Below are 19,921 nucleotides of genomic sequence, written 5' to 3'. Positions count from 1 at the left end.
TCACATCTCCACAGTTTTAATTATGCGCAACATATTTTGTATGGCTGAGTGTTGCGCTTCTAGAGACTGTGCATATGGAGAACCTTCAGTTGCGCTTAATTTCCTTGATTGAATTACCGACTCCAGTTTTTTCATAATGCTCTTTTTCTCAGTATCCACTAATAGATGGGCGCATGGAGTGTTGTCGACACCTCCGCCGCATTTAATAATGTTTTCTACGCCGCCGTATTGGCAGGTACCGCGATGAGTGCAAACGCCGAGCAAGACATCTCTCCAAGAGAGTTCGCCAGATCTGGCAGCAATCATTAAGCTTTTATAGTCTCGCTCGGATATAGGAGAAAGCATTTCCAGTTTACGCTTTACTCCATATGGTGAGATGTAGCGATCATGCAAAAAGTTTAAGGCTCCGGAGACCTGGACGTCATACATCGCTTTGACATACTCCGCCTTGGCGTCTTCATTAAGTGCAACATTTGAATAACCTTGTCGATAGTACAAGGATTGATTTCGTGAAAGGTGCTTTAATTGTTGTTGGGCAGACTCATCAGTTACCATATTGGAAGCGTGCATGTTCACGGCACCAGTTCGGCGCAGTTGGTGCCATGTGAACTCCCAGATCTTTCCAACGGAAAATCTCTCTTGGTTAATCGACGGGGTAACAAGTCGAGCCAGTTCAAAATCATTTTCTTGAATAGTGATTTCGCGTGGGTCAAAAAGCTTGGGGTGTGAACTTATCACCTCCATGTAAGAGAAATAGCATGGGCGTTTATCCATGTCCATCTCTACTCCGACGCGTTTAGACCAAGGTTCATAAGACCTGTTTATGATATATGGATTTACCCCAAGTGCTAGATTGAAAGGTACTTTTCTATCTTGGCATGCACAGTGCATACGTAATTTCGCAATCAGTGACATTGCAGTAATAACAATTTTTACAGAAGGAGAAACTACCCAGCGAGCGTCTGAGTCGTGATAGATTTTGGTAGTTTCTCCAGATACTAACCAAAGTCGTCCGAATTGATTATCGTCCACATAGCTGAGACAATCAGATCGTAGCTCAGATGCCTCGCGATACCGCATCATCGAAAAATTTAACAGGTATGCTAGTCCAATCTGTTGTGCCATCGTGAAGAGCGATGTTAGCAATGTCACCCCTTTACCCCCACTGTCTAATTCGGCATCGTCATCAATTAGCCAGTTTCGGAACAGGGTTGTTAGTCCGTATAGTTTCAGAACGTCCGAAAATTTCCCGCCTAGTAAATATTTCCTGTGATCTTTGTACATTCTCGACCCGAAAGCAGTGCCCAGGCCCTTACGATTTCCGTAGCATGCATCTAATCCGTAAAATCTTTGATATACTTCTAAGCAGTGGTGGAAGCAATTTTCAATGTTCCCGCTATTGTCAACGAATTCTTCAAGAAAAAGCCTAAGGCGACGGACTTGATATTCCCAGATTCGTGGTGGGATGTAAGGAGTCTGCCGTACTGCGTGATCATTAGAGATCGATGAAAGTCGTGCAATTTGTTTGGGCTCTAAGATCACAAATCCAAGGAATGACCTATTTTCATAAAGGCCATGCAATAGCGAAATAACCGATGGTATGGAGGAGGGAGCCAGCTGCTTCGAGATCTTGTCCAAAATTGTAAGGTTGGAATTTAGCTCGGTTATTTTTAACCCGTAGCTGCTGCAGGCTTCAACGAGTTTGTAGATTTTACCAAATCTCGCTTTCAAAGTTGCTGCTGTTCCAACCGGGTGATATCCATAGAGCCACCAAGCGCAAATTTCTCGTAGCTTTCCGCCATTGAACTCGCAGTTTTTCACCTTAAATCCCGGTTGCGAAGGATCGTTGAAGTTTATGATGGATGATGTGGCTGACCAAGCCGTTAAGTCCCATATGGTAGCGCTGTATATACTAATTGTTTTTCCATACTTGTCACGGATAATGGGAAATTTGGCATCCGGAGGCCAAACATCCAATGGTAGATTAGGTATATACTCTAAGGTGGACTCCACCCTAATATTAATATTGCGCGGCATTTTCACTTGTTAATTCCAGTATTTTAATGAACCCATCCCACTTAGGGTGGTAATGGCTTTCAGCAATCCGCTCAAGTGCTTCTGCCACCCATTCAGGGCGCAACCCCTCGGAAGCGGAAAAATACTGAATTTTTGAATTCAAGGCATCTATGGCCAAAGCGCAAGGGTTTGTATCGTGTGGAATAAGCTTAGCGGTATAAGTGGCAAGTTCCAAAATTTTGTAGTGGCGGTAAGAGACTAAAGACCAGACATGATCTTGAGAATCAATGTCACGGTGATTCACACAAAAGAGGCAACCGGCAGCGCTTACACAGTCAGGTGTTGTTGCCTGTTTAGGAATATTCTCAATGGCCAGGGGATTGGCGATGCTACAGCCTCCTGTCCCTGCTGCTTGCAATGTAGGATCATGGGTGTTAAAGAAAGAGCTGATCTCAATCAGTGCTATCTGAAAGTTAGGCTGATGATAATGTCTGAGGTAAGTCTCCTTGGTGTGCTGCCCTAGTTCGAGTGTGAGTTCTAAGTTTTTAGTCTCGCGCGCAAACCAATTTAATTTCAGCTTTCTTAGATTTCTAGGCAATACAGGTGTGATGCCTAAAATTTTACATCTTGATTTTATAGGAAGAAAACTAGGCGCGAAGTCTGAATTTCCATTGCATTGATACGAAAAAAAAGGGAAAAGCAGGTCGTTAGTGCTAGTTGAATAAAGCGTGTTGCGCCATTCTAAGTAGTCTTCAAATATAATCCTGTATTCGCTGAAGATTTCAAACTCTACAACGCCTTTCTTCCGGTTTTTGTATATTCGTCTTACCTCGTATCCGCGACTTAAGCTTTTATAGGAAAACTTTCCGATTTTTAGCTTTCTGGCCTCGTTAAGATTCATGGCGGTTTGTGATATGAAAATAAGTAGCTCAGCCATCACCCTCAGGTTGATTAGGGCGTACCTTGCTCTGAATGTTTCCGCAATAAGTTCTTCTTCGTCTGCATAGTCGGCGATTGCTAGCGCCCTTATACTTTTCGTGTTGGGCGAGTAACCCGAGCGCTCGCTGATCTCTTGACCGTCACTGAACGTGATCAATAAGGGCAGCGCTGATTGTATTCTCTCGAGAGTCAGGTTCCGTGTAATGTCATGCAAGAATCTACCAAACTTGAATGCTTCGGGCAGATCCACTTTGTCAGATGCGGTTTTAATTCTCGTCCGATTTCGGCTTCGAACCTTGGCGTTAAAGAATGGCGTACGCGAATGCAGGCCAGATGATAATTCCAGTACTCCGCTCAGTAATGAGCCTAGCTTGGATGATAAGTTAGCCGCATAATTTTCCTCGATGCCTCTGTTACGAACACGCTCCCATAGGTAATCAGACCATGATAGGTATAAAGCTTCTACAGTAGTAAGCGTTATAGGAGAGTGTCTATCTTCCGCCCACTGGAAAAAACCCCTAACGGCTCCGATCTTCCCCCTTAGAGTTAATGCACTTCCGCCTCCGACTATTATTGAATTCAGGGTTTCATGTATTTTCAACGCCAATTGAATTCGTTCGGGAACCAAGGTCTTATGTTTCGATGCCAAGAGTTCTTGGCTATCTCTTACATTTCCCCTTGTGCCTCTTTCGTACACCAAGCAGCGCAAATCATGGTGTGTTTCTCTAGGGCCATAATTCACGCCTGGAAAAATTAGTAGCGGAATGCCGTCAATTTCAGGCCGCGTTGCCATAGTACCTGCCTAAAAATTCTTGGGTGAATTTGTTACTGGCGGCTTCTTTAATTGGGGTGTTCTCTACAAACTTTATGTAGGCCAGCGTTGTGCTTTCATTTTTGTGCAGCATGGCATTTTTCACCATGCTGAGCGCGTGCTTCGGATTTATCGATAACGCTACTTTGGTGTATTCTGTGGCAAAAGTGGCTCTCGATCGATGGAACGAAAAACCCTGCATCACTGCGACTCCGCGGGATAGTCCTTGCTTCCGCAGATCGTTCATTGCGACATTGATTGCAGGTGAGGTTTCCGTTCCTCTTCTCGCATATGAATTTCCACGACTTGTTAAAAACAATAAGTCTTTGTGTTCTTGCTTTGCGAAGATTTCTCTCTTTGCTCGTCGGATGCAATTGGCATATGTAGTTAGAGTGTTTAACAGCTGTTCTGGGATTTCTATAAGTCCTGAGATTTGGTATTTTGTACGTACTGGTGGGGATGCGGTGGGACCCACAGCAATCAAAAATGTTTTGTCTCGTACCGGGTGCCTGGTGGCCATTGTTATATTTTTAATTTTTAGGTCACAGATTGTTTGAACTCTCATGCCGGTATGGAACCCTAGTAGGAGCATATAGTACAGCTCGGGTGGGCAATGCATCTCAGCAATGTCTAGGATTAGTTCTCTATCCACTGCAGAAACCGGAAACACGCCGTCTTCCAATGTTGTTCCGCGTTTCCCCGCGTTTGGGATGCTTAAGTCACATGACTGAATTTGGAGTGTACGTTCAAATCCTACGCTTGTGTGTGTTCTAATTGCGACAGTTATGTCCGTCCAGAGCTCTAGGTTGGGTGAGATTAATCCGGTTTTTTTTACCCAGCGGTAGAATCTTATAACATGATTCATTCTAGCTGTTGCAGTAGAAGGTGCTATGTTTCCGGCGTCTCTCTCTTTAATTAAATGGCCTCTATATTTTAGTAGGCAGCGATCATCCTTTCTTAACGGAAAATACTTCCAGTCAAGTTTTTCGCTCTCTAGCCAGGTCGCATAATGTTGGAGGGCATTAGCATTTGATAGCGCTGTTTTACTATCCTTTCCGTTAATTAATACCTGTTCGCGAAACCAGGAATTTGCTTCCCTCCATGGCATGCAAGTGATCCAGAATAATGCGGGCAGATCAGAAATGGAAACCTCTTTAGAGGTCACCCAATGGATACTGTCGAGTTCAATACGTGCGTAGCTCGTACGGTATTGAATACTTTCCAATCTAGCCATTTTTAATTTGATCGTTGTTGGTGGCGATTTTTTATCAATAGCAAGATTTTTATCGGTTGTCCATGCCTCGATACTTATAAGTTTTCAGGGCCTATCATGGGCTAGTCCACTTGGTTTTTTAATTGACTACCCAAAAGACCAGTTCCAAATTCTTAGTTAGAGATTATTTATTGCCCAAATAACGGCTTGGGTTTAGGCGTGCACCTCGGCGTTACAACGGCTTTCATTTGGATGTCAGCCTTTATTTGTGCATAGCCCTATGAGCTTTTTTTTGGAATCCACTAACCAAAATGCGGTACCTAAATTTGAAGCTGTTGTTCGCCTTGAGGCAGAATTGATTTCTTCGGAAAGAAATATCTGTCAGCCCGACTTACCTGTCCAAAATACTAGGTTCAAATTTCGATTTAGGCGGCGCATGTCGGGATGTTATTTCATGTCCATGGATGGAACATATTCAGTTTATGTCCACAGCGCTGACTAATCTGTACCCGCCGTCCTTGGGCAGGTCGGCGGGCGCGAGGTTGAGGGTGATCCGGCGGGCGGGGTATTGCAGCGCGGAGTTGAGAATGGCACTGCGCACGCGGTCCTTGCTTTCCTTGACCGCGGTTTCGGGCAGCCCCACCAGCGTCAGGGACGGCAGACCATTGGCCATATGCACTTCGACGGTGACGGCAGGGGCTTCGACGCCGATCTGGGCGCGGCTGTGGACGATGGCGAGGGACATGCTCGTTCCTTGAATGGGAGGCCGCTTCCTGCGGTTTTTCAAGGGTAGACGAGGTGGGGGGACGCGAGGCGGGGAGGTTTTACAGAACGTATCCAGAGCAAATGTGGGAGGGAGCAACCCCCCTCCCACATTGATCGCGTTTATTCAGCAGGAGGGCTCAACCGCGCTTCCAGCTCTGCGACCTTAGCCTCCAGGCTCTCCAACCGCGCACGGGTGCGGGCGAGAACCACCATCTGGCTATCAAACTCTTCCCGGCTCACCAGGTCGAGCTTGCTGAAGCCACTTTGCAGCAAGGCCTTGAACTGGCTTTCGATTTCATTGCGGGGCAGCGGGGTGTCGCCGCTGAACAGGCGAGAGGCATGGCCGCTCAGGGCGTCGAGGAGGTCTTTGGGCGCGAGCATGGGAATATTCCGGAAAACTGTTGGCGGGCAGTGTATCACGCAGCGTCTATAGTCTTTTTCACGGCCTGAGTCGCACGCTTTTCGCGCATCAGGCTGGGCGGCTATGCACCGTTTTCGTGCGCATTGCCGTCGCCAGATAGCCCCGCTGGTGGGCCTGAGTGGGCAAAGGACTGATTTCAGTGATTTTTACGGAGCTGGCAAGGTTTCTGCTTAGACGATCATGACCCATGCACTGATGCAGTCGCTGTGACGAATGCAGTGCGCCGACGGATCAGGGGTACAGGTTTCGTCACCAGTGGTTCGCTGGCGTCGCAATGGCAATTGCCCTTGCGACGATGCGTTACAAAGCCAGGCACTGCGCTTAGACTTGAGACGGGTTTGTTTTCCTGGGGCAAGTCCACCAATTCGGGAGAGAGTTTTCATGAAGCTAGTCACTGCCATCATCAAGCCGTTCAAGTTGGACGATGTACGCGAGTCGTTGTCCGAGATCGGCGTGCAGGGCATTACCGTTACTGAGGTCAAGGGCTTCGGTCGGCAGAAGGGTCACACCGAGCTGTATCGCGGCGCGGAATATGTAGTCGATTTCCTGCCGAAGGTGAAGATTGATGTCGCCATTGACGACAAGGATCTTGACCGGGTTATCGAGGCGATAACCAAGGCCGCCAACACCGGCAAAATTGGTGACGGCAAGATCTTCGTGGTCAATCTGGAACAGGCTATTCGCATCCGTACCGGCGAAACCGATACCGACGCAATCTAAGCCGCCAAACCCCAACGCCCCAGGAGAAAACAATATGACTCTGCGTAAATTCGCAGGGCTCGGAGCCCTGTTGTCCATCGTAATGCCAAGCCTGGCCATGGCGGCAGACGAAGTGGCTGCTCCAGTCCTCAATTCCGGCGACACCGCCTGGATGCTCACATCCACCGCGCTGGTGCTGTTCATGACCATTCCAGGCCTGGCGCTGTTCTACGGCGGCATGGTGCGCTCCAAGAACATTCTGTCGGTGATGATGCAGTGCTTCGCCATCACGGGCCTGATCAGCATCCTGTGGGTCGTCTACGGCTATAGCATCGCGTTCGATACCACCGGTATGGAACAGGGTGTGGTCAACTTCAACTCCTTCTTCGGCGGCATGGGCAAGGCGTTCCTGGCGGGTGTGACCCCGGCCAGCATCACCGGGCCGGCTGCGCTGTTCCCGGAAGCAGTGTTCATCACCTTCCAGATGACCTTCGCCATCATCACCCCGGCGCTGATCGTAGGTGCGTTCGCCGAACGCATGAAGTTCTCCGCCATGCTGATCTTCATGGCTATCTGGTTCACCCTGGTCTATGCGCCAATCGCTCACATGGTGTGGAGCGGCAACGGTGGCCTGCTCTGGGACTGGGGCGTGCTGGACTTCGCTGGCGGCACCGTGGTGCACATCAACGCCGGTGTAGCTGGCCTGGTGGCGTGTATCGTGCTCGGCAAGCGTAAAGGCTTCCCGACCACCCCGATGGCGCCTCATAACCTGGGTTACACCCTGGTGGGTGCGGCCATGCTGTGGGTCGGCTGGTTCGGCTTCAACGCCGGCTCTGCGGCTGCGGCCAACGGCACCGCCGGTATGGCGATGCTGGTGACTCAGATTGCGACCGCTGCTGCAGCACTGGGCTGGATGTTCGCCGAGTGGATCACTCACGGTAAGCCAAGCGCACTGGGCATCGCCTCGGGTGTCGTGGCTGGTCTGGTAGCCGTTACACCGGCCGCCGGCACTGTTGGCCCGATGGGCGCCCTGGTGATCGGCCTGGTGGCCGGTGTGGTCTGCTTCTTCTGCGCCACCAGCCTCAAGCGCAAGCTGGGCTACGACGACTCCCTGGACGCATTCGGTGTGCACGGTATCGGCGGTATCGTCGGCGCGATCCTCACCGGTGTGTTTGCAGCCCCTGCATTGGGCGGCTTCGGCACCGTGACTGACATCGCAGCTCAAGTCTGGATCCAGTGCAAAGGTGTCGGTTTCACCGTGATCTACACGGCTATCGTGACCTTCATCATCCTCAAGGTGCTGGACGCGGTCATGGGGCTGCGGGTTACCGAAGAGGAAGAGGCTGTCGGCCTCGACCTGGCGCAACACAACGAACGCGGCTACAACCTGTAAGTACGCGAAAAAAAGATGCCCGGCTTGCCGGGCATTTTTTTGCCTGGCGTTTGTCAGTGATAACAAGCTGTACCGGTTTTTGCGTCGAGTTTGTGATGGGGCGCACGCGGCACTTTCCACCGTGCGAATGTCTTACAGGCATGTAGGCGTATTCGGCACTTTGTTTTTTCCCAGAGCGCGCTAGAATGCGCGCCGATGGGCGGAGAACTGTATGTGGCAACAGACCCTGATTACCCTGCGGGCCAAGCCCCGGGGCTTTCACTTGGTGACCGATGAGTTGCTTGCCGGCTTGCCTGAATTGAAGGCGTGTCGCGTCGGCCTGTTACACCTGTGGTTGCAGCACACTTCGGCCTCGTTGACCGTCAACGAGAATGCCGACCCGGCGGTTCGCCGTGACTTCGAGCGGTTTTTCAACTCGCTGGTGCCGCAAGGCCGTGCCGGGTTCGAACACAACGACGAAGGTCCGGATGATCTGCCGGCGCACTTCAAGGCCAGTCTCCTGGGCTGCCAGCTGAGTTTGCCGGTCAAGGCCGGCCGCTTGGCGATGGGGACCTGGCAAGGTGTTTATCTGGGCGAGCACCGTGATCATGGCGGTGCTCGTAAAGTCCTCGCCACCTTGCACGGTGATGGGGCATAAGCCACTGGTTATCCAGTGGATGTTGATTTTTTTCCGGCAACCTCGACAGAGGGCGAAGCTGGGCTATAACTAATCTGCTTTTCGCAAGTCATGAGGTAGAACATGAGCGACGATGATCTGGAAAACGACGAACTCGAAGTAGGTGACGAAGACGACACCGAAGAAGGTCTTGAAGCGGCGGCGGAAGACGTCGCTGAAGACGACGGTGGTGATGACGCTCCTGTTCCAGCTGCCAAAGGCAAGGCCAAGGCTGCTGTGTCGGTAGACGAATTGCCGAGCGTTGAGGCCAAGAACAAAGAGCGCGATGCGTTGGCCCGTGCGATGGAAGAGTTTCTTGCCAAAGGCGGCAAAGTGGTCGAAGTCGAGCCCAATGTGGTTGCAGACCCGCCCAAGAAGCCGGATAACAAGTACGGCAGCCGACCTATCTAAGGTCAGCCACCTGCTTGTAAGAAAAAGCCCGCCGTCGCTGCGGGTTTTTTCATGCCTGATGATTTATTTGAGCCTTGTGGTGATCCAAATGTGGGAGGGGGCTTGGATCTCCGGTGCTACTGCCAACTGCGCAGCAACTCCGGTAGCTCAGTCAGGCTACGAATCTCCGCGTCGGGACGCTTGTCTGCTTCCCACACCTTGGCGGTGGGGTTAAACCACACCGCCCTCAGCCCCGCTTGCTGCGCCCCGGCAATGTCATCCCCAGGGTGATCGCCAACATGCACCGCCGCGCTGGCATCCACTCCGCCTCGCTGCAGCGCTTCCTGAAACAACCGTGCATCCGGCTTGGCGATGCCGATATCTTCAGCGCGCAAGGCAAAGTGAAAGTAGTCCGCCAGGCCCACACGCTGCACATCGGCATTGCCATTGGTAATCACACCCAGCAGAAAGTGCTGGCGCAGCGCTTGCAGCATCGGCTCCGCTTCAGGGAAGGGAGTGAGTTGATGGCGGGCGTGAATGAATGCTTCGAAACACACATCAGCCATTTCCGTGGCCTCAGGCTGTGGATACCCGGCCTCTTCAAACGCATGTATCAGCACCCGATGGCGCAGGATACTGATGCGGTGTTTGAGTTCGGGATGACGTTGCAGCACCTGCTGACGCAGGCTGGCGAAGTGTTCCAGCGGCAGGTCGCCCACCTTGGAGGCGTTAACCGCCAGCCATTCGCGCATCGACGCTTCGGCGCTGATGATGACGGGTACGTTGTCCCAGAGCGTGTCGTCCAGGTCGAAAGTGATCAGCTTGATGCTCATGAGTCGCCGTCCTTGATGCGTTTGGCCCGTGGATGGGCGCTGTCGTAGACCGTTGCCAGGTGTTGGAAGTCCAGATGGGTATAGATCTGCGTGGTCTTGATGTCGGAGTGGCCTAGCAGTTCCTGCACGGCGCGCAGGTCCTGGGACGATTCCAGCATATGGCTGGCAAAGGAGTGCCGCAGCATATGCGGATGCAGGTTCTGCCCCAGCTCGCGCTCGCCCGCGGCCTTGACCCGTAACTGGATGGCCCGTGGCCCCAGGCGCCGGCCTTGCTGGCTGATAAACACCGCGTCGTCCACCGGGTTGGCCAGGGCGCGCAGCGGCAGCCACAGTTGCAGGGCTTCGCGGGCTTTCCTGCCTACCGGCAGCACCCGGGTCTTGCTGCCCTTGCCGAGCACTTGCACCAGGCCATCGGCCAGGTCGAGTTGATCGAGGTTCAGGCCCGTCAGCTCCGACAGGCGCAGGCCCGAAGAGTAGAACAGCTCGAGGATCGCCTGGTCGCGGTGGGCGAGGAAATCGTCCTCCACGGCGCCATCGAGCAATTGCAGGGCACGGTCGGTGTCCAGGGTCTTGGGCAGGCGTCGTTCGCCTTTCGGCGGGGACAGGCCATTGGCCGGGTCGTGGTCGCAGAGGCCTTCGCGATTGAGGTAGTGATAGAGACCGCGCACCGCCGACAGCAGGCGTGACAGGCTGCGCGAGGACTGGCCTTGCTGATGCAGTCGTGCGACCAGGCTGCGCAGGTTCTGGATGTCCAGGGCCTTCCAGCTGGTGACCTGCTGTTTCTCGCAGTACGCCAGGACCTTGTTCAAGTCCCGTCGGTAAGCCTCCAGGGTATGGGGTGACACCTGGCGCTCGTTACGCAGGTGAGCGCAGTAAGCGTCCAGTTGCCGTTCCATGGCTAGCGCACCGCGCGCAGGGCGGTGGTGAAGCGCGGCAAGACGCGGCCCAGCACTTCGGCAATATAGGTCAGGAACAAGGTGCCCACCGAGCTCTTGTAGTGCGCGGGATCGCGGCTGGCAATGGCCAGTACGCCGTGCAGGCCTTGATGGCTGAGGGCGACTACGGCGGTAGAGCCGATCTGCTTGCGCTGTTCGGCGCCGAACAGGAAGTCCAGCTCGTGCTCGCGCAGGGTGCCGCTGATGGTCTTGCCTTCGGAAAGCAGGCCGCCGATCGCGGTTTGCGCGTCGCCGCCGCTGACCCAGCGACCCACCGGCATCGGGTTGTCGCTGAACAGGATCAGGCTGACAAACGGCACCTGGAAGTCCTGGCGCAGGCTGTCTTCCACGGCGATGACCGTTTCTTCCAGGCTGGTGGCGTCCATCAGTGTAAGAATCAGGCGGCGGGTCTTGTCGAACAGGCGGTCGTTGTCGCGGGCGACGTCCATCAACTGCGAAAGCCGATGGCGCATTTCAATGTTGCGTTCGCGCAGGATCTTCATCTGTCGCTCCACCAGCGACACGGTATCGCCGCGCTGGTGGGGAATGCGCAGGGCCGGTAGCAGTTCTTCGTGTTCGACGAAGAAATCCGGATTAGCCTCAAGGTACGCCGCGACAGCAGCGGCCTCCAGACTTTCGCTCGGGGTAGCTTGTGCGGGCACTTGAGGCTTATCGGTCATTAGCTTGGCTCACTCATAGACGGACCTGTCCTTCGTATACGCGCGAGGCCGGCCCGGTCATCATCACCGGGTGGCCAGGGCCTGCCCATTCGATGGACAAGCGTCCACCGGGCAGGTCGATCAACAGCGGCGAATCCATCCACCCCTGGCTGATCGCGGCCACGGCAGCGGCGCAAGCACCGGTACCGCAGGCCTGGGTTTCGCCGGCGCCGCGTTCCCACACACGCAATTGCGCGCGGGAACGGTCGATCACCTGCAGGAAGCCCACATTGACCCGCGCCGGAAAGCGCGGGTGGTGTTCGATCTTCGGCCCCAGTTCATGCACGGGTGCAGCGTTGATGTCGTTGACCCGCAGCACGGCATGGGGGTTGCCCATGGAGACGGCCGCCAGGTCGACGATCTTGCCGTCGACATCCACTGCATAGCTGGTGGCCTGCTCGCTCGCCTGGAACGGAATATCCGCCGGCACCAGGCGTGGCGCGCCCATGTTGACGCTGATCTGGCCGTCGCTGCGAATATCCAGCTCGATCACGCCGCTCTTGGTCTCGACGCGAATCTGCCGCTTGGCGGTCAGGCGCTTGTCCAGCACAAAGCGTGCAAAGCAGCGCGCACCGTTGCCGCACTGTTCCACTTCGGAACCGTCGGAGTTGAAGATCCGATAACGGAAATCCACCTCCGGGTTGCTTGGCGCCTCGACGATCAGCAATTGGTCGAAACCAATCCCGGTATGCCGGTCGCCCCACTGTTTAGCGTGCTTGGGCAGGATGTGCGCGTGCTGGCTGACCAGGTCGAGGACCATGAAATCATTGCCCAGCCCGTGCATCTTGGTAAAACGCAGCAGCATGGCTTACTCCGGCAGCAGGCTTTCGCCAGCATACAACTCGGCTACCGTCTCGCGGCGACGCACTTCAAACGCTTGATCACCGTCCACCAATACCTCGGCGGTACGTCCGCGGGTGTTGTAGTTGGAACTCATGACAAACCCATAGGCACCGGCCGAATGCACGGCCAGCAGGTCGCCTTCTTCCAGGGCCAGCTGACGATCCTTGGCCAGGAAGTCGCCGGTCTCGCAGATCGGGCCGACGATGTCATAGGTGCGCGCTTCGCTGTTGCGAGGCGTCACGGCGGTGACATTCATCCAGGCCTGGTAGAGCGCCGGGCGGATCAGGTCGTTCATCGCCGCATCGACGATGGCGAAATCCTTGTGTTCGGTGTGCTTGAGGTACTCGACCTGGGTCAGCAGCACGCCGGCGTTGGCGACGATATAGCGGCCCGGCTCGAACATCAGCGTCAGGTCGCGGCCTTCGATACGTTCGCGCACGGCCTGGATATAGTCGGCGATCGCCGGTGGCTCTTCATCGCGATAACGCACGCCCACGCCACCACCGAGGTCGATGTGGTGCAGGTAGATGCCACATTCGCCCAGGCGGTCGATCAATGCCAGCAGGCGGTCGAGGGCATCCAGGAACGGAGGCAGTGTGGTCAGTTGCGAGCCGATATGGCAGTCGACACCCAGTACTTCCAGGTTCGGCAGTTGGGCGGCGCGGATGTACACGTCTTCGGCGTCGGCAATGGCGATGCCGAACTTGTTCTCTTTGAGACCGGTGGAAATGTACGGGTGGGTGCCGGCATCGACGTCCGGGTTGACGCGCAGGGAGATCGGCGCACGAACACCCATCTCGGCCGCGACGACTTGCAGGCGCTCCAGCTCGTCGGTGGATTCGACGTTGAAGCAATGTACGCCGACTTCCAGGGCGCGGCGCATGTCTTCGCGGCTCTTGCCGACGCCGGAGAACACGATCTTGTCAGCCTGGCCACCGGCGGCCAGTACCCGTTCCAGCTCGCCACGGGAGACGATGTCGAAACCGGCGCCCAGACGCGCCAGGACATTCAGTACACCCAGGTTGGAGTTGGCCTTGACTGCGTAGCACACCAGGTGCGGTACGCCATCGAGAGGGTCGGTGAACGAGCGGTATTGGGCTTCGATATGCGCACGGGAGTACACGTAGGTCGGGGTACCAAAGCGCTGGGCAATCGCGGACAACGCCACGCCTTCCGCGAACAGCTCGCCGTCCCGGTAGTTAAAAGCGTCCATGGAGCTCCCTTATTCGTAGGTGTCGTGCTTATGCGCTTTGGATGGCTTTTGCGACGATTGCGCCTGTTCATTCGGGTCTTTGCTGTCATCGGGCAGGTACAGCGGGCCTTTTTGACCACAGGCACTAACGAGGCAAGCGACCGCGACGAGCGCAGCAAGGGAAGAGATCAGGCGCTTCATGGCGAAATCCTTGAATATGCATTAATTGCGCCCGAGTATACCGACCACCCGCCAGCTTGCCTATGCGCTGAAATACCCGTCCGGCGGGGGTTTGCCGAGATGGCTGGGAAGCGGACTACGCTGGTTGAGGATATTTCACGCCGTCAATCGTGTTGAAATCGGTATCCTTTGCAATCGGCGGGGCTCGCCCGTATCGTGCGGCGCTTGAGCAAAACCAGACACTTTTGAGGTTGCCACAATGAGTTTGACCGAAGCCCGTTTTCACGACCTGGTGGATGCGACCCAGCAGGCGCTGGAAGATATTTTTGACGACAGCGGCCTGGACGTGGACCTGGAAAACTCGGCCGGCGTGCTGACCGTCAAGTTCGAGAGCGGCCCGCAACTGATCTTCAGTCGCCAGGAACCGCTGCGTCAGCTGTGGCTGGCAGCGCGCTCCGGCGGCGTTCACTTCGACTACGACGAAGAAAGCGGCAAATGGCAGTGCGACAAGAGTGAAGAGTTGTTGGGCGAGATGCTCACGCGCCTGGTCCACGAATATACCGGCGCCGAGCTGGATTTCGACGAGATTTGACCGTGACCCAGCCTGCACCCGCACGCCCGCCCAAGCCGCTGTTCAGTAATGTCAGCCCGGCGGTGCCGTCACCTTGTATCAGTTTGTGTCGCCTGGACGAGCAAAAAGTCTGCCTCGGCTGCTTCCGCCATGTGGAAGACATCCGTGAATGGCGCTCCGCCGATGATCAGCGGCGTCGAGTGATCGTGGCCCAGGCCGAGCAACGTAAAGCCGCGCCTTGACCCCGTCTTGTTTATTTGCCGTGCTGTGGTAGTGTCCGGGTACACCTCAACTCATCGAGGTCCGTGAGAACCCCGCCTTTTCCTGGCGGGGTTTTGCTTTTTTGTGCAGAAAAAAGGAGTCTGCCTGAATCATGACCGCACCTTCCATCATTCTTACCCGTCTCGACGTGCAGCGTCTTGAGCAACTGATTGACCGTGTAGGCGAGGACTCGCCGGGTGTCGAAGCCCTTCAACACGAACTCGACCGCGCCGAAGAAGTGGTTGGTCACGATGAAGTGCCTGCAACGGTCGTAACCATGAACTCCAGCGTGCATTGCCGGGAGCAAGGCAGTGGCAAGGACTACCACCTGACCCTCGTCTACCCGAAAGACGCGAACGCCGACGCAGGCAAGATCTCGATCCTGGCACCAGTCGGCAGTGCTTTGCTCGGCTTGCAGGTGGGTCAACACATTGATTGGCCAGCACCCGGCGGCAAGACCCTCAAGCTTGAACTGCTCAGCGTTGAAGGTCAGCCCACCGACGGCGGTGCCTTCGCGCTCTAAACCTGATTCAACGCCGCATTGAGTGACTCTTCCAGCTCGGTTTTGTAGCGCAGGTACAGGTTGCTCGGGCTTTGCACATCACCGAGCAGCCCCGACAGGTCGAGGTCGGTGATGTAGCAGCGGTAGCGTTCGGTTTCCCGGCGTTGCCCGACGATTTCCTGGGCGACCACCGCAAACAGTTGGTCGCCGAACTCCAGTTCGGAAAACTCCCGCTGATTGCAGTACAGGGTAATGCCCACCTGGCCCGGCGCCGCCTTGCCGATAATCGCCTGCACGTCATAAAACGGTTTGTTGGCCGGATTCTGCGGGGCCGGCCGCGCCTCTACGCCGCGCGCGCGCGTGCTGCCCGACGGCAACAGTTGGTAGTACAAGGTTTGCACCTCACCCAACGTTTGTTGCGTGTCCAGGGGCGATAGCGCTTCCCGGCGGTAGATGATCGACTGCAAAAAGCGCTGCAGCGGCGCCAACAGGCTCTGTTCATCATGAAACGGTAAGCGTTGCTGCCAGAGTGCGTTGAATTCATCCAGGACATAGAGCTCGGCGAAGCCTTCGTTGACCCGGTAGAACACCTGCACGCAATCGGCCATGCCCATGGGTAGCAACAGTGCCAGGTCGTGGTCTTCCAGGGCCATGGCATCCAGATGCAGCGGGCTGTAGCTGGCCAATTCTTCGCTGAGGTAGGCGACCAGCGCGTCCTGGGTCGCCAGTGATACGTGGGTGGCTTGGCCCGGCATCAACTCCATCACGTGATAGTGCTGCTGCACCTGGAGCAAGTAGCGGTGATTGCCCTGACCCAGCAGCAGGTTCTGCGCGGTGTCGAAGATTTCTTCCACGCGCTGGGCAATGAACTGCGCGCGGTTGTGACAGAAGCAGCGCACCCGCAGCCGAGGCAGATGATCCGGCGGCAGTTGGTTGAGGTAGTCGCGCAGGCAGTCGAGTAGGGCATGGGGGCCGTCGTAGCGGCTGACCATCACCTCGTTCCAGCTGTTGAGCGTGACCTGGTCCAAGGTCAGTACCAGGTTGTCGCGCACACCGGCATAACTCAGGGAGTCGGTGCGCTCGGTGGTCATCAGGATATTCAGGTCGCGATGATGCTTGAGCGGATCGACGCCGACGTTGATCAGCAGCAACACCTCCTCGGGCACTGCCGAGCGCAGCAGGCGTGCTTCATCGACGCTGGCCAGGGGCAGGGCGATGGTTTGTTGCAGGCTGCCCAGCAGGTTGAACAGCTCGAATTCGGTCATGTCGCTGGTGCCGGGATGCAGCGCCAGGCGCGTGCTGCTGTCGATCACGCCGTTTCGGTGGCACCAGGTGAGCATTTCCAGCAGGTCGCGGCTGCGCTTGATCGGCGCGAAGTGCTCCCATTCCAGGGCCGTGAGGTTACCGTTGTACAGGCCCCAGTGGTGCTGGCCGGGCTCCTTGCGGTTGGGCGATTGCACCAGGGTCAGGGTGTCTTCGGCCAAGTCCGGGGCGATGCCGGGGTTGATGAATTCAACCTTGCCGGCCTTGCGTTCGAAGGCGGCATACAGGCGCCGTCCCAGCACATTGAGGTCGCGCTTGTTGATCAGGCTGACGGTCTGTTCGGTCCGGGCGAACTGGGTCAGGAAGCGGTAGCTGTAGTTCAGCTCGCTGACCAGGGCACGGCGCTCGGAAGCCACCTGGCGCACCTTCCACTGGCTGCGGCTGTCCAGCAGCGCCAGTTGGCGTTGGTCCCAGCCCCACTCATGGGCCAGACGCTCCAGCAATAAGTGTTGCCAACTGGTGCTGCGCTGGCCGGCGCTGAGCTTGCGGTTGACCTTCAGGTACAGGGCGCGACGCACCAGTTCCAGGCGCTCCGGCTCGTTGCGTGCCTTGAGGTATTCCTCGATACGGCGGTACACCACGATGTACGGGTCCAGCTCATCCAGGTCCATGTGGTTGGCGAACACCGCGCGCTTGAAGCGCAGGCTCAGGCAGTGCACGTTCGGGTGCTCGCTGGCGTAGACCTCGGTCAATAGCAGCTTGAGTACCGACTTGTAGGGCGACTCGATGCCCTTGAACAGTTGCCACAGCCCGGCACCAATGAATTCACCGGGGGGGATACGTGCCAGGTGGCCAAGGTCGAGGGTTTCATCGGCGCGGATAAAGCGCTTGGAGATCAGCGTGTGGGTGAATTCCGCATAGCGGGTCTCTTCATACACCGGTACCAGCCACCAGATCGGCGTACGCCCGGCCAGCCAAATCGCGGTGCGGTAGAACTCGTCCAGCAACAGATAATGCTGGGTCGTGCCGCAGTCGTCGGAGCTGAGTTGGGTGTCGCGCTCGCCGAGTACAAAGCGCGTCGGCTCGATCAGGAAGAAGTGCGCTTCTGCGCCCATGCTCAGGGCCCAGGCTTCCAGCAGTTGGCATTTTTTGCGCAGCTCGGCGAGCTCGTTTTCGCCCAGGTCGGGTGCGTGGCACACCCACACATCCATGTCGCTCTGGTCGGCCTGGGCTAGGGTGCCGAGGCTGCCCATCAGGAACAGGCCGTGGATCGGTTTGGGTTGATTGACCGGACGCGGCTTGTAAGAGAACGAGCGGGTCAGGCGCTGGGCTTCTGTGAGTGCCTGGGCGTCGGGCTCGAAGTTCGATAGCCCGGCCGGCGTGCTGCCCGATACATAACCCGGCAACAGCGGATGATTGACGTGAAAAAACAGCGGCAGCAGGGTCAGCACGCTTTGCTGGCGCGGTGTCAGCCCCTCGACGGCACGAGCCATGCGGCCATCATTGAGGGCCATGAAGCGCGCGCGTAATTGGGCCAGCACCTTGCGGTCGATGCCTTCGTCCAGGTCGGGGCGGATTTCATGGGTGCGGGTCATGTCGAACTCGGTGGCTCGCAGGGCCCGACGCGGGCGGCCATGTAGGAGTTTACAGCCAGTCGCGTAGGAGGTTTAGAGGGAAATGGTTTTTGACGTCAGAATTTTCTCGCTTCGACGGCAACGCCCTCGGAATCCGCTGGGCGGACTCCATGGGCGGTATCCGGTATCAGGCGGCTTCTTTGGTCGTGGCGGTAGTCAGAATAGTCAGCAGGCTTTGTGCGTGCTCGGCAGCATCCCGGCCAAGGCTCGTCAGATAACCGCCATCTGGCTGGTCGATCAGGTCTTTGTCATACAGGCGCCGGGCAGCGGCGATGGCAGTGGGAGCGGCGGTCTGGTGGACTTTCAGGCCTTCCTGGGAGCTGCCCAGGTTGAAGAGTGCAAGGATTTCCAGTTCGGCAACCAACTCAGGGGTATACGACATAAGGACTCCAGACTTTCTAAAATTTATTAGAGGCTAGCAGGCCATAAGGTGAACGCACTTTGCCGAACTGTCCAGCGTGTTGCGGTGTACCGGGATTATTCCTTTTCGGGCGGCAGCTCAGGCAGTGCCCGCAGCGCTGTTTCATACCATTCGGTATTGAATGCGCGGTCTTCATCCAGCATCGCGTCGATCTCGAAAGCCAGCACATGAGCCATGAGATTCAGGATCTCTTCACGTTCATAGCCCACCAGAGTCAGTTTGTTGAAAGTGGCCTTGGCGGCAGGTGGGTTGTCGCTTTCGATCTGGTTTTCGATCGCTTCGATCAAGGTGTTTTCGGTGAACTCTTCTTCGTCGTTGTCGATATCGGTCGGCTCGCTCATGGCAGGCTCCTCAAGGAAAGGGCGCCAGTCTACCCCCATTCAGGCGGGTGATGCTGCTGGTCAGGCCGGGCCTGGGGATCTATACCTCTTGCAGCCAACCCCGCACACGGCCTGGAGGCTTTGCGATGCTCAAGCTTTACGGATTTTCGGTCAGCAACTACTACAACATGGTGAAACTGGCGCTGCTGGAGAAAGGCCTGCCTTTTGAGGAGGTGCCTTTTTATGCCGGGCAAACCCCGGAGGCCCTGGCGGTCAGTCCGCGCGGCAAGGTGCCGGTGTTGGCCGTGAAGCAGGGTTTTATCAACGAAACCAGTGTGATCCTCGAATACATCGAGCACACCCAGGAAGGCCCGTCGCTGTTGCCTGCCGACCCGTTCCAGCGTGCCCAAGTGCTGGCGTTGTGCAGGGAAATCGAGCTGTACATCGAATTGCCCGCCCGCGCGTGTTTTGCCGAGGCGTTTTTCGGTATGCGGGTGCCGGAGGCGATCAAGGAGAAATCCAGGACTGAGTTGCTGCTGGGGGTCGGTTCTTTAGGTCGGCACGGCAAGTTCGCGCCTTATGTGGCGGGGGAGAGCTTTACGATTGCGGATCTGTATTTCATGTACAGCGTGAACCTCGCCTGTGCCGTGGGCGAGAAGCTGTTTGGCCTGGACCTGTTGGCTGAATTGCCGGCGGCCAAAGCGTTGCTGGAGCGACTGCATGCCATGCCCAATGCGCAGAAGGTGGTGGCGGACAGGGAGGCCGCAATGCCGGCGTTCATGGCGATGGTTGCGGCCAAAAAGTGATCAAGTGTGGGAGGGGGCAAGCCCCATATGCGCTAACCATATCTCAAAAGCTATAGTAAAAACTGCCTCGCTATAGGAAGTGACTAGCAGTGACAGACGCCACGCAAAAACTGAATGAAGACTGGCCAAAACTCCTGGC

General features: G+C 56.1%; 21 protein-coding genes and 1 pseudogene. 8 read left to right on the top strand and 14 right to left on the bottom strand.

Features of this window, described 5'->3' with window-relative positions:
- From FIV39_RS30565 to FIV39_RS30545, 5 genes and pseudogenes are all read right to left on the bottom strand, one after another.
- Positions 1 to 2,043, bottom strand: coding sequence for a hypothetical protein (locus tag FIV39_RS30565; protein ID WP_143513852.1), 2,043 nt, complete (start codon positions 2,041 to 2,043; stop codon positions 1 to 3).
- Entirely contained in the window at positions 2,021 to 3,748 is a 1,728-nt protein-coding gene (locus FIV39_RS30560; protein WP_143513853.1) for a hypothetical protein, read from the bottom strand. The genes FIV39_RS30565 and FIV39_RS30560 overlap by 23 nt, the downstream gene beginning before the upstream one ends.
- Positions 3,732 to 4,874: a site-specific integrase gene (locus tag FIV39_RS30555; protein WP_090401507.1), complete on the bottom strand. Its 1,143-nt coding sequence runs from the start codon at positions 4,872 to 4,874 to the stop codon at positions 3,732 to 3,734. The genes FIV39_RS30560 and FIV39_RS30555 overlap by 17 nt, the downstream gene beginning before the upstream one ends.
- 613 nt (positions 4,875 to 5,487) lie before the next feature.
- A pseudogene (locus FIV39_RS30550) lies at positions 5,488 to 5,724 on the bottom strand (magnesium chelatase domain-containing protein); the annotation flags it as partial.
- Positions 5,725 to 5,864: 140 nt separating this feature from the next.
- Positions 5,865 to 6,125: an accessory factor UbiK family protein gene (locus FIV39_RS30545; protein WP_090401508.1), complete on the bottom strand. Its 261-nt coding sequence runs from the start codon at positions 6,123 to 6,125 to the stop codon at positions 5,865 to 5,867.
- Positions 6,126 to 6,546: 421 nt separating this feature from the next.
- Here FIV39_RS30545 and glnK point away from each other — a divergent pair, with 421 nt between their 5' ends.
- The 4 genes from glnK (at position 6,547) to sutA (ending at position 9,323) form a co-directional block, all read left to right on the top strand.
- Complete coding sequence (gene glnK / locus FIV39_RS30540) at positions 6,547 to 6,885, top strand: P-II family nitrogen regulator (protein ID WP_002555808.1); 339 nt, start codon at positions 6,547 to 6,549, stop codon at positions 6,883 to 6,885.
- A gap of 34 nt (positions 6,886 to 6,919) precedes the next feature.
- The gene (locus FIV39_RS30535; protein ID WP_090401509.1) at positions 6,920 to 8,257 is read left to right on the top strand and encodes an ammonium transporter; all 1,338 of its coding nucleotides are present in this window, start codon (positions 6,920 to 6,922) and stop codon (positions 8,255 to 8,257) included.
- Between the two features lie 211 nt (positions 8,258 to 8,468).
- Entirely contained in the window at positions 8,469 to 8,894 is a 426-nt protein-coding gene (locus FIV39_RS30530) for a secondary thiamine-phosphate synthase enzyme YjbQ (RefSeq protein ID WP_071485166.1), read from the top strand.
- A gap of 102 nt (positions 8,895 to 8,996) precedes the next feature.
- Positions 8,997 to 9,323: a transcriptional regulator SutA gene (gene sutA / locus FIV39_RS30525; protein WP_027608315.1), complete on the top strand. Its 327-nt coding sequence runs from the start codon at positions 8,997 to 8,999 to the stop codon at positions 9,321 to 9,323.
- A gap of 116 nt (positions 9,324 to 9,439) precedes the next feature.
- Here sutA and FIV39_RS30520 read toward each other — a convergent pair whose 3' ends face one another.
- Genes FIV39_RS30520 through lptM form a run of 6 tightly spaced genes read right to left on the bottom strand, consistent with a single transcriptional unit; the run spans position 9,440 to position 14,025 of the window.
- The gene (locus tag FIV39_RS30520) at positions 9,440 to 10,135 is read right to left on the bottom strand and encodes an HAD family hydrolase (protein WP_090401510.1); all 696 of its coding nucleotides are present in this window, start codon (positions 10,133 to 10,135) and stop codon (positions 9,440 to 9,442) included.
- Positions 10,132 to 11,031, bottom strand: coding sequence for a tyrosine recombinase XerC (gene xerC, locus FIV39_RS30515; protein ID WP_090401511.1), 900 nt, complete (start codon positions 11,029 to 11,031; stop codon positions 10,132 to 10,134). Before xerC ends, FIV39_RS30520 begins: the two co-directional genes overlap by 4 nt.
- Positions 11,032 to 11,033: 2 nt before the next feature.
- A complete protein-coding gene (locus FIV39_RS30510) occupies positions 11,034 to 11,750 on the bottom strand; it encodes a DUF484 family protein (protein WP_090401512.1) in 717 nt (238 codons plus the stop codon).
- 13 nt (positions 11,751 to 11,763) lie between these two features.
- The gene (dapF, locus tag FIV39_RS30505) at positions 11,764 to 12,594 is read right to left on the bottom strand and encodes a diaminopimelate epimerase (protein ID WP_090401513.1); all 831 of its coding nucleotides are present in this window, start codon (positions 12,592 to 12,594) and stop codon (positions 11,764 to 11,766) included.
- A 3-nt stretch (positions 12,595 to 12,597) separates the two neighbouring features.
- Complete coding sequence (lysA, locus tag FIV39_RS30500; protein WP_090401514.1) at positions 12,598 to 13,845, bottom strand: diaminopimelate decarboxylase; 1,248 nt, start codon at positions 13,843 to 13,845, stop codon at positions 12,598 to 12,600.
- Positions 13,846 to 13,854: 9 nt separating this feature from the next.
- Positions 13,855 to 14,025 carry an LPS translocon maturation chaperone LptM gene (lptM, locus tag FIV39_RS30495; protein WP_010207449.1) on the bottom strand — a complete coding sequence of 57 codons (171 nt, stop codon included), beginning with the start codon at positions 14,023 to 14,025 and terminating at the stop codon, positions 13,855 to 13,857.
- Between the two features lie 238 nt (positions 14,026 to 14,263).
- Here lptM and cyaY point away from each other — a divergent pair, with 238 nt between their 5' ends.
- From cyaY to rnk, 3 genes are all read left to right on the top strand, one after another.
- A complete protein-coding gene (gene cyaY / locus FIV39_RS30490) occupies positions 14,264 to 14,596 on the top strand; it encodes an iron donor protein CyaY (protein WP_090401515.1) in 333 nt (110 codons plus the stop codon).
- A gap of 2 nt (positions 14,597 to 14,598) precedes the next feature.
- Positions 14,599 to 14,817 (top strand): DUF1289 domain-containing protein, encoded by a 219-nt coding sequence (locus FIV39_RS30485; protein WP_090409849.1) that lies wholly within the window; start codon positions 14,599 to 14,601, stop codon positions 14,815 to 14,817.
- Positions 14,818 to 14,948: 131 nt separating this feature from the next.
- Positions 14,949 to 15,359, top strand: a complete 411-nt coding sequence (rnk, locus tag FIV39_RS30480; protein ID WP_090401516.1) for a nucleoside diphosphate kinase regulator — start codon at positions 14,949 to 14,951, stop codon at positions 15,357 to 15,359.
- Here rnk and FIV39_RS30475 read toward each other — a convergent pair.
- From FIV39_RS30475 to FIV39_RS30465, 3 genes are all read right to left on the bottom strand, one after another.
- Positions 15,356 to 18,196 (bottom strand): class I adenylate cyclase, encoded by a 2,841-nt coding sequence (locus FIV39_RS30475; protein ID WP_090401517.1) that lies wholly within the window; start codon positions 18,194 to 18,196, stop codon positions 15,356 to 15,358. The genes rnk and FIV39_RS30475 overlap by 4 nt on opposite strands.
- A 166-nt stretch (positions 18,197 to 18,362) precedes the next feature.
- Positions 18,363 to 18,617 carry a TIGR02647 family protein gene (locus tag FIV39_RS30470; RefSeq protein WP_034116378.1) on the bottom strand — a complete coding sequence of 85 codons (255 nt, stop codon included), beginning with the start codon at positions 18,615 to 18,617 and terminating at the stop codon, positions 18,363 to 18,365.
- Positions 18,618 to 18,712: 95 nt separating this feature from the next.
- Positions 18,713 to 18,997, bottom strand: a complete 285-nt coding sequence (locus FIV39_RS30465) for a hypothetical protein (protein WP_090401518.1) — start codon at positions 18,995 to 18,997, stop codon at positions 18,713 to 18,715.
- A 125-nt stretch (positions 18,998 to 19,122) separates the two neighbouring features.
- Here FIV39_RS30465 and FIV39_RS30460 point away from each other — a divergent pair, with 125 nt between their 5' ends.
- The gene (locus FIV39_RS30460) at positions 19,123 to 19,782 is read left to right on the top strand and encodes a glutathione S-transferase family protein (protein ID WP_090401519.1); all 660 of its coding nucleotides are present in this window, start codon (positions 19,123 to 19,125) and stop codon (positions 19,780 to 19,782) included.
- Positions 19,783 to 19,921: the final 139 nt, after the last annotated feature.

The organism is Pseudomonas grimontii (assembly GCF_007858185.1).
GTDB classification, from domain to species: Bacteria; Pseudomonadota; Gammaproteobacteria; order Pseudomonadales; family Pseudomonadaceae; genus Aquipseudomonas; species Aquipseudomonas grimontii.
The sequence above is the reverse complement of the archived record's forward strand: the minus strand, read 5'-3'. Positions and strand labels throughout refer to the sequence as shown.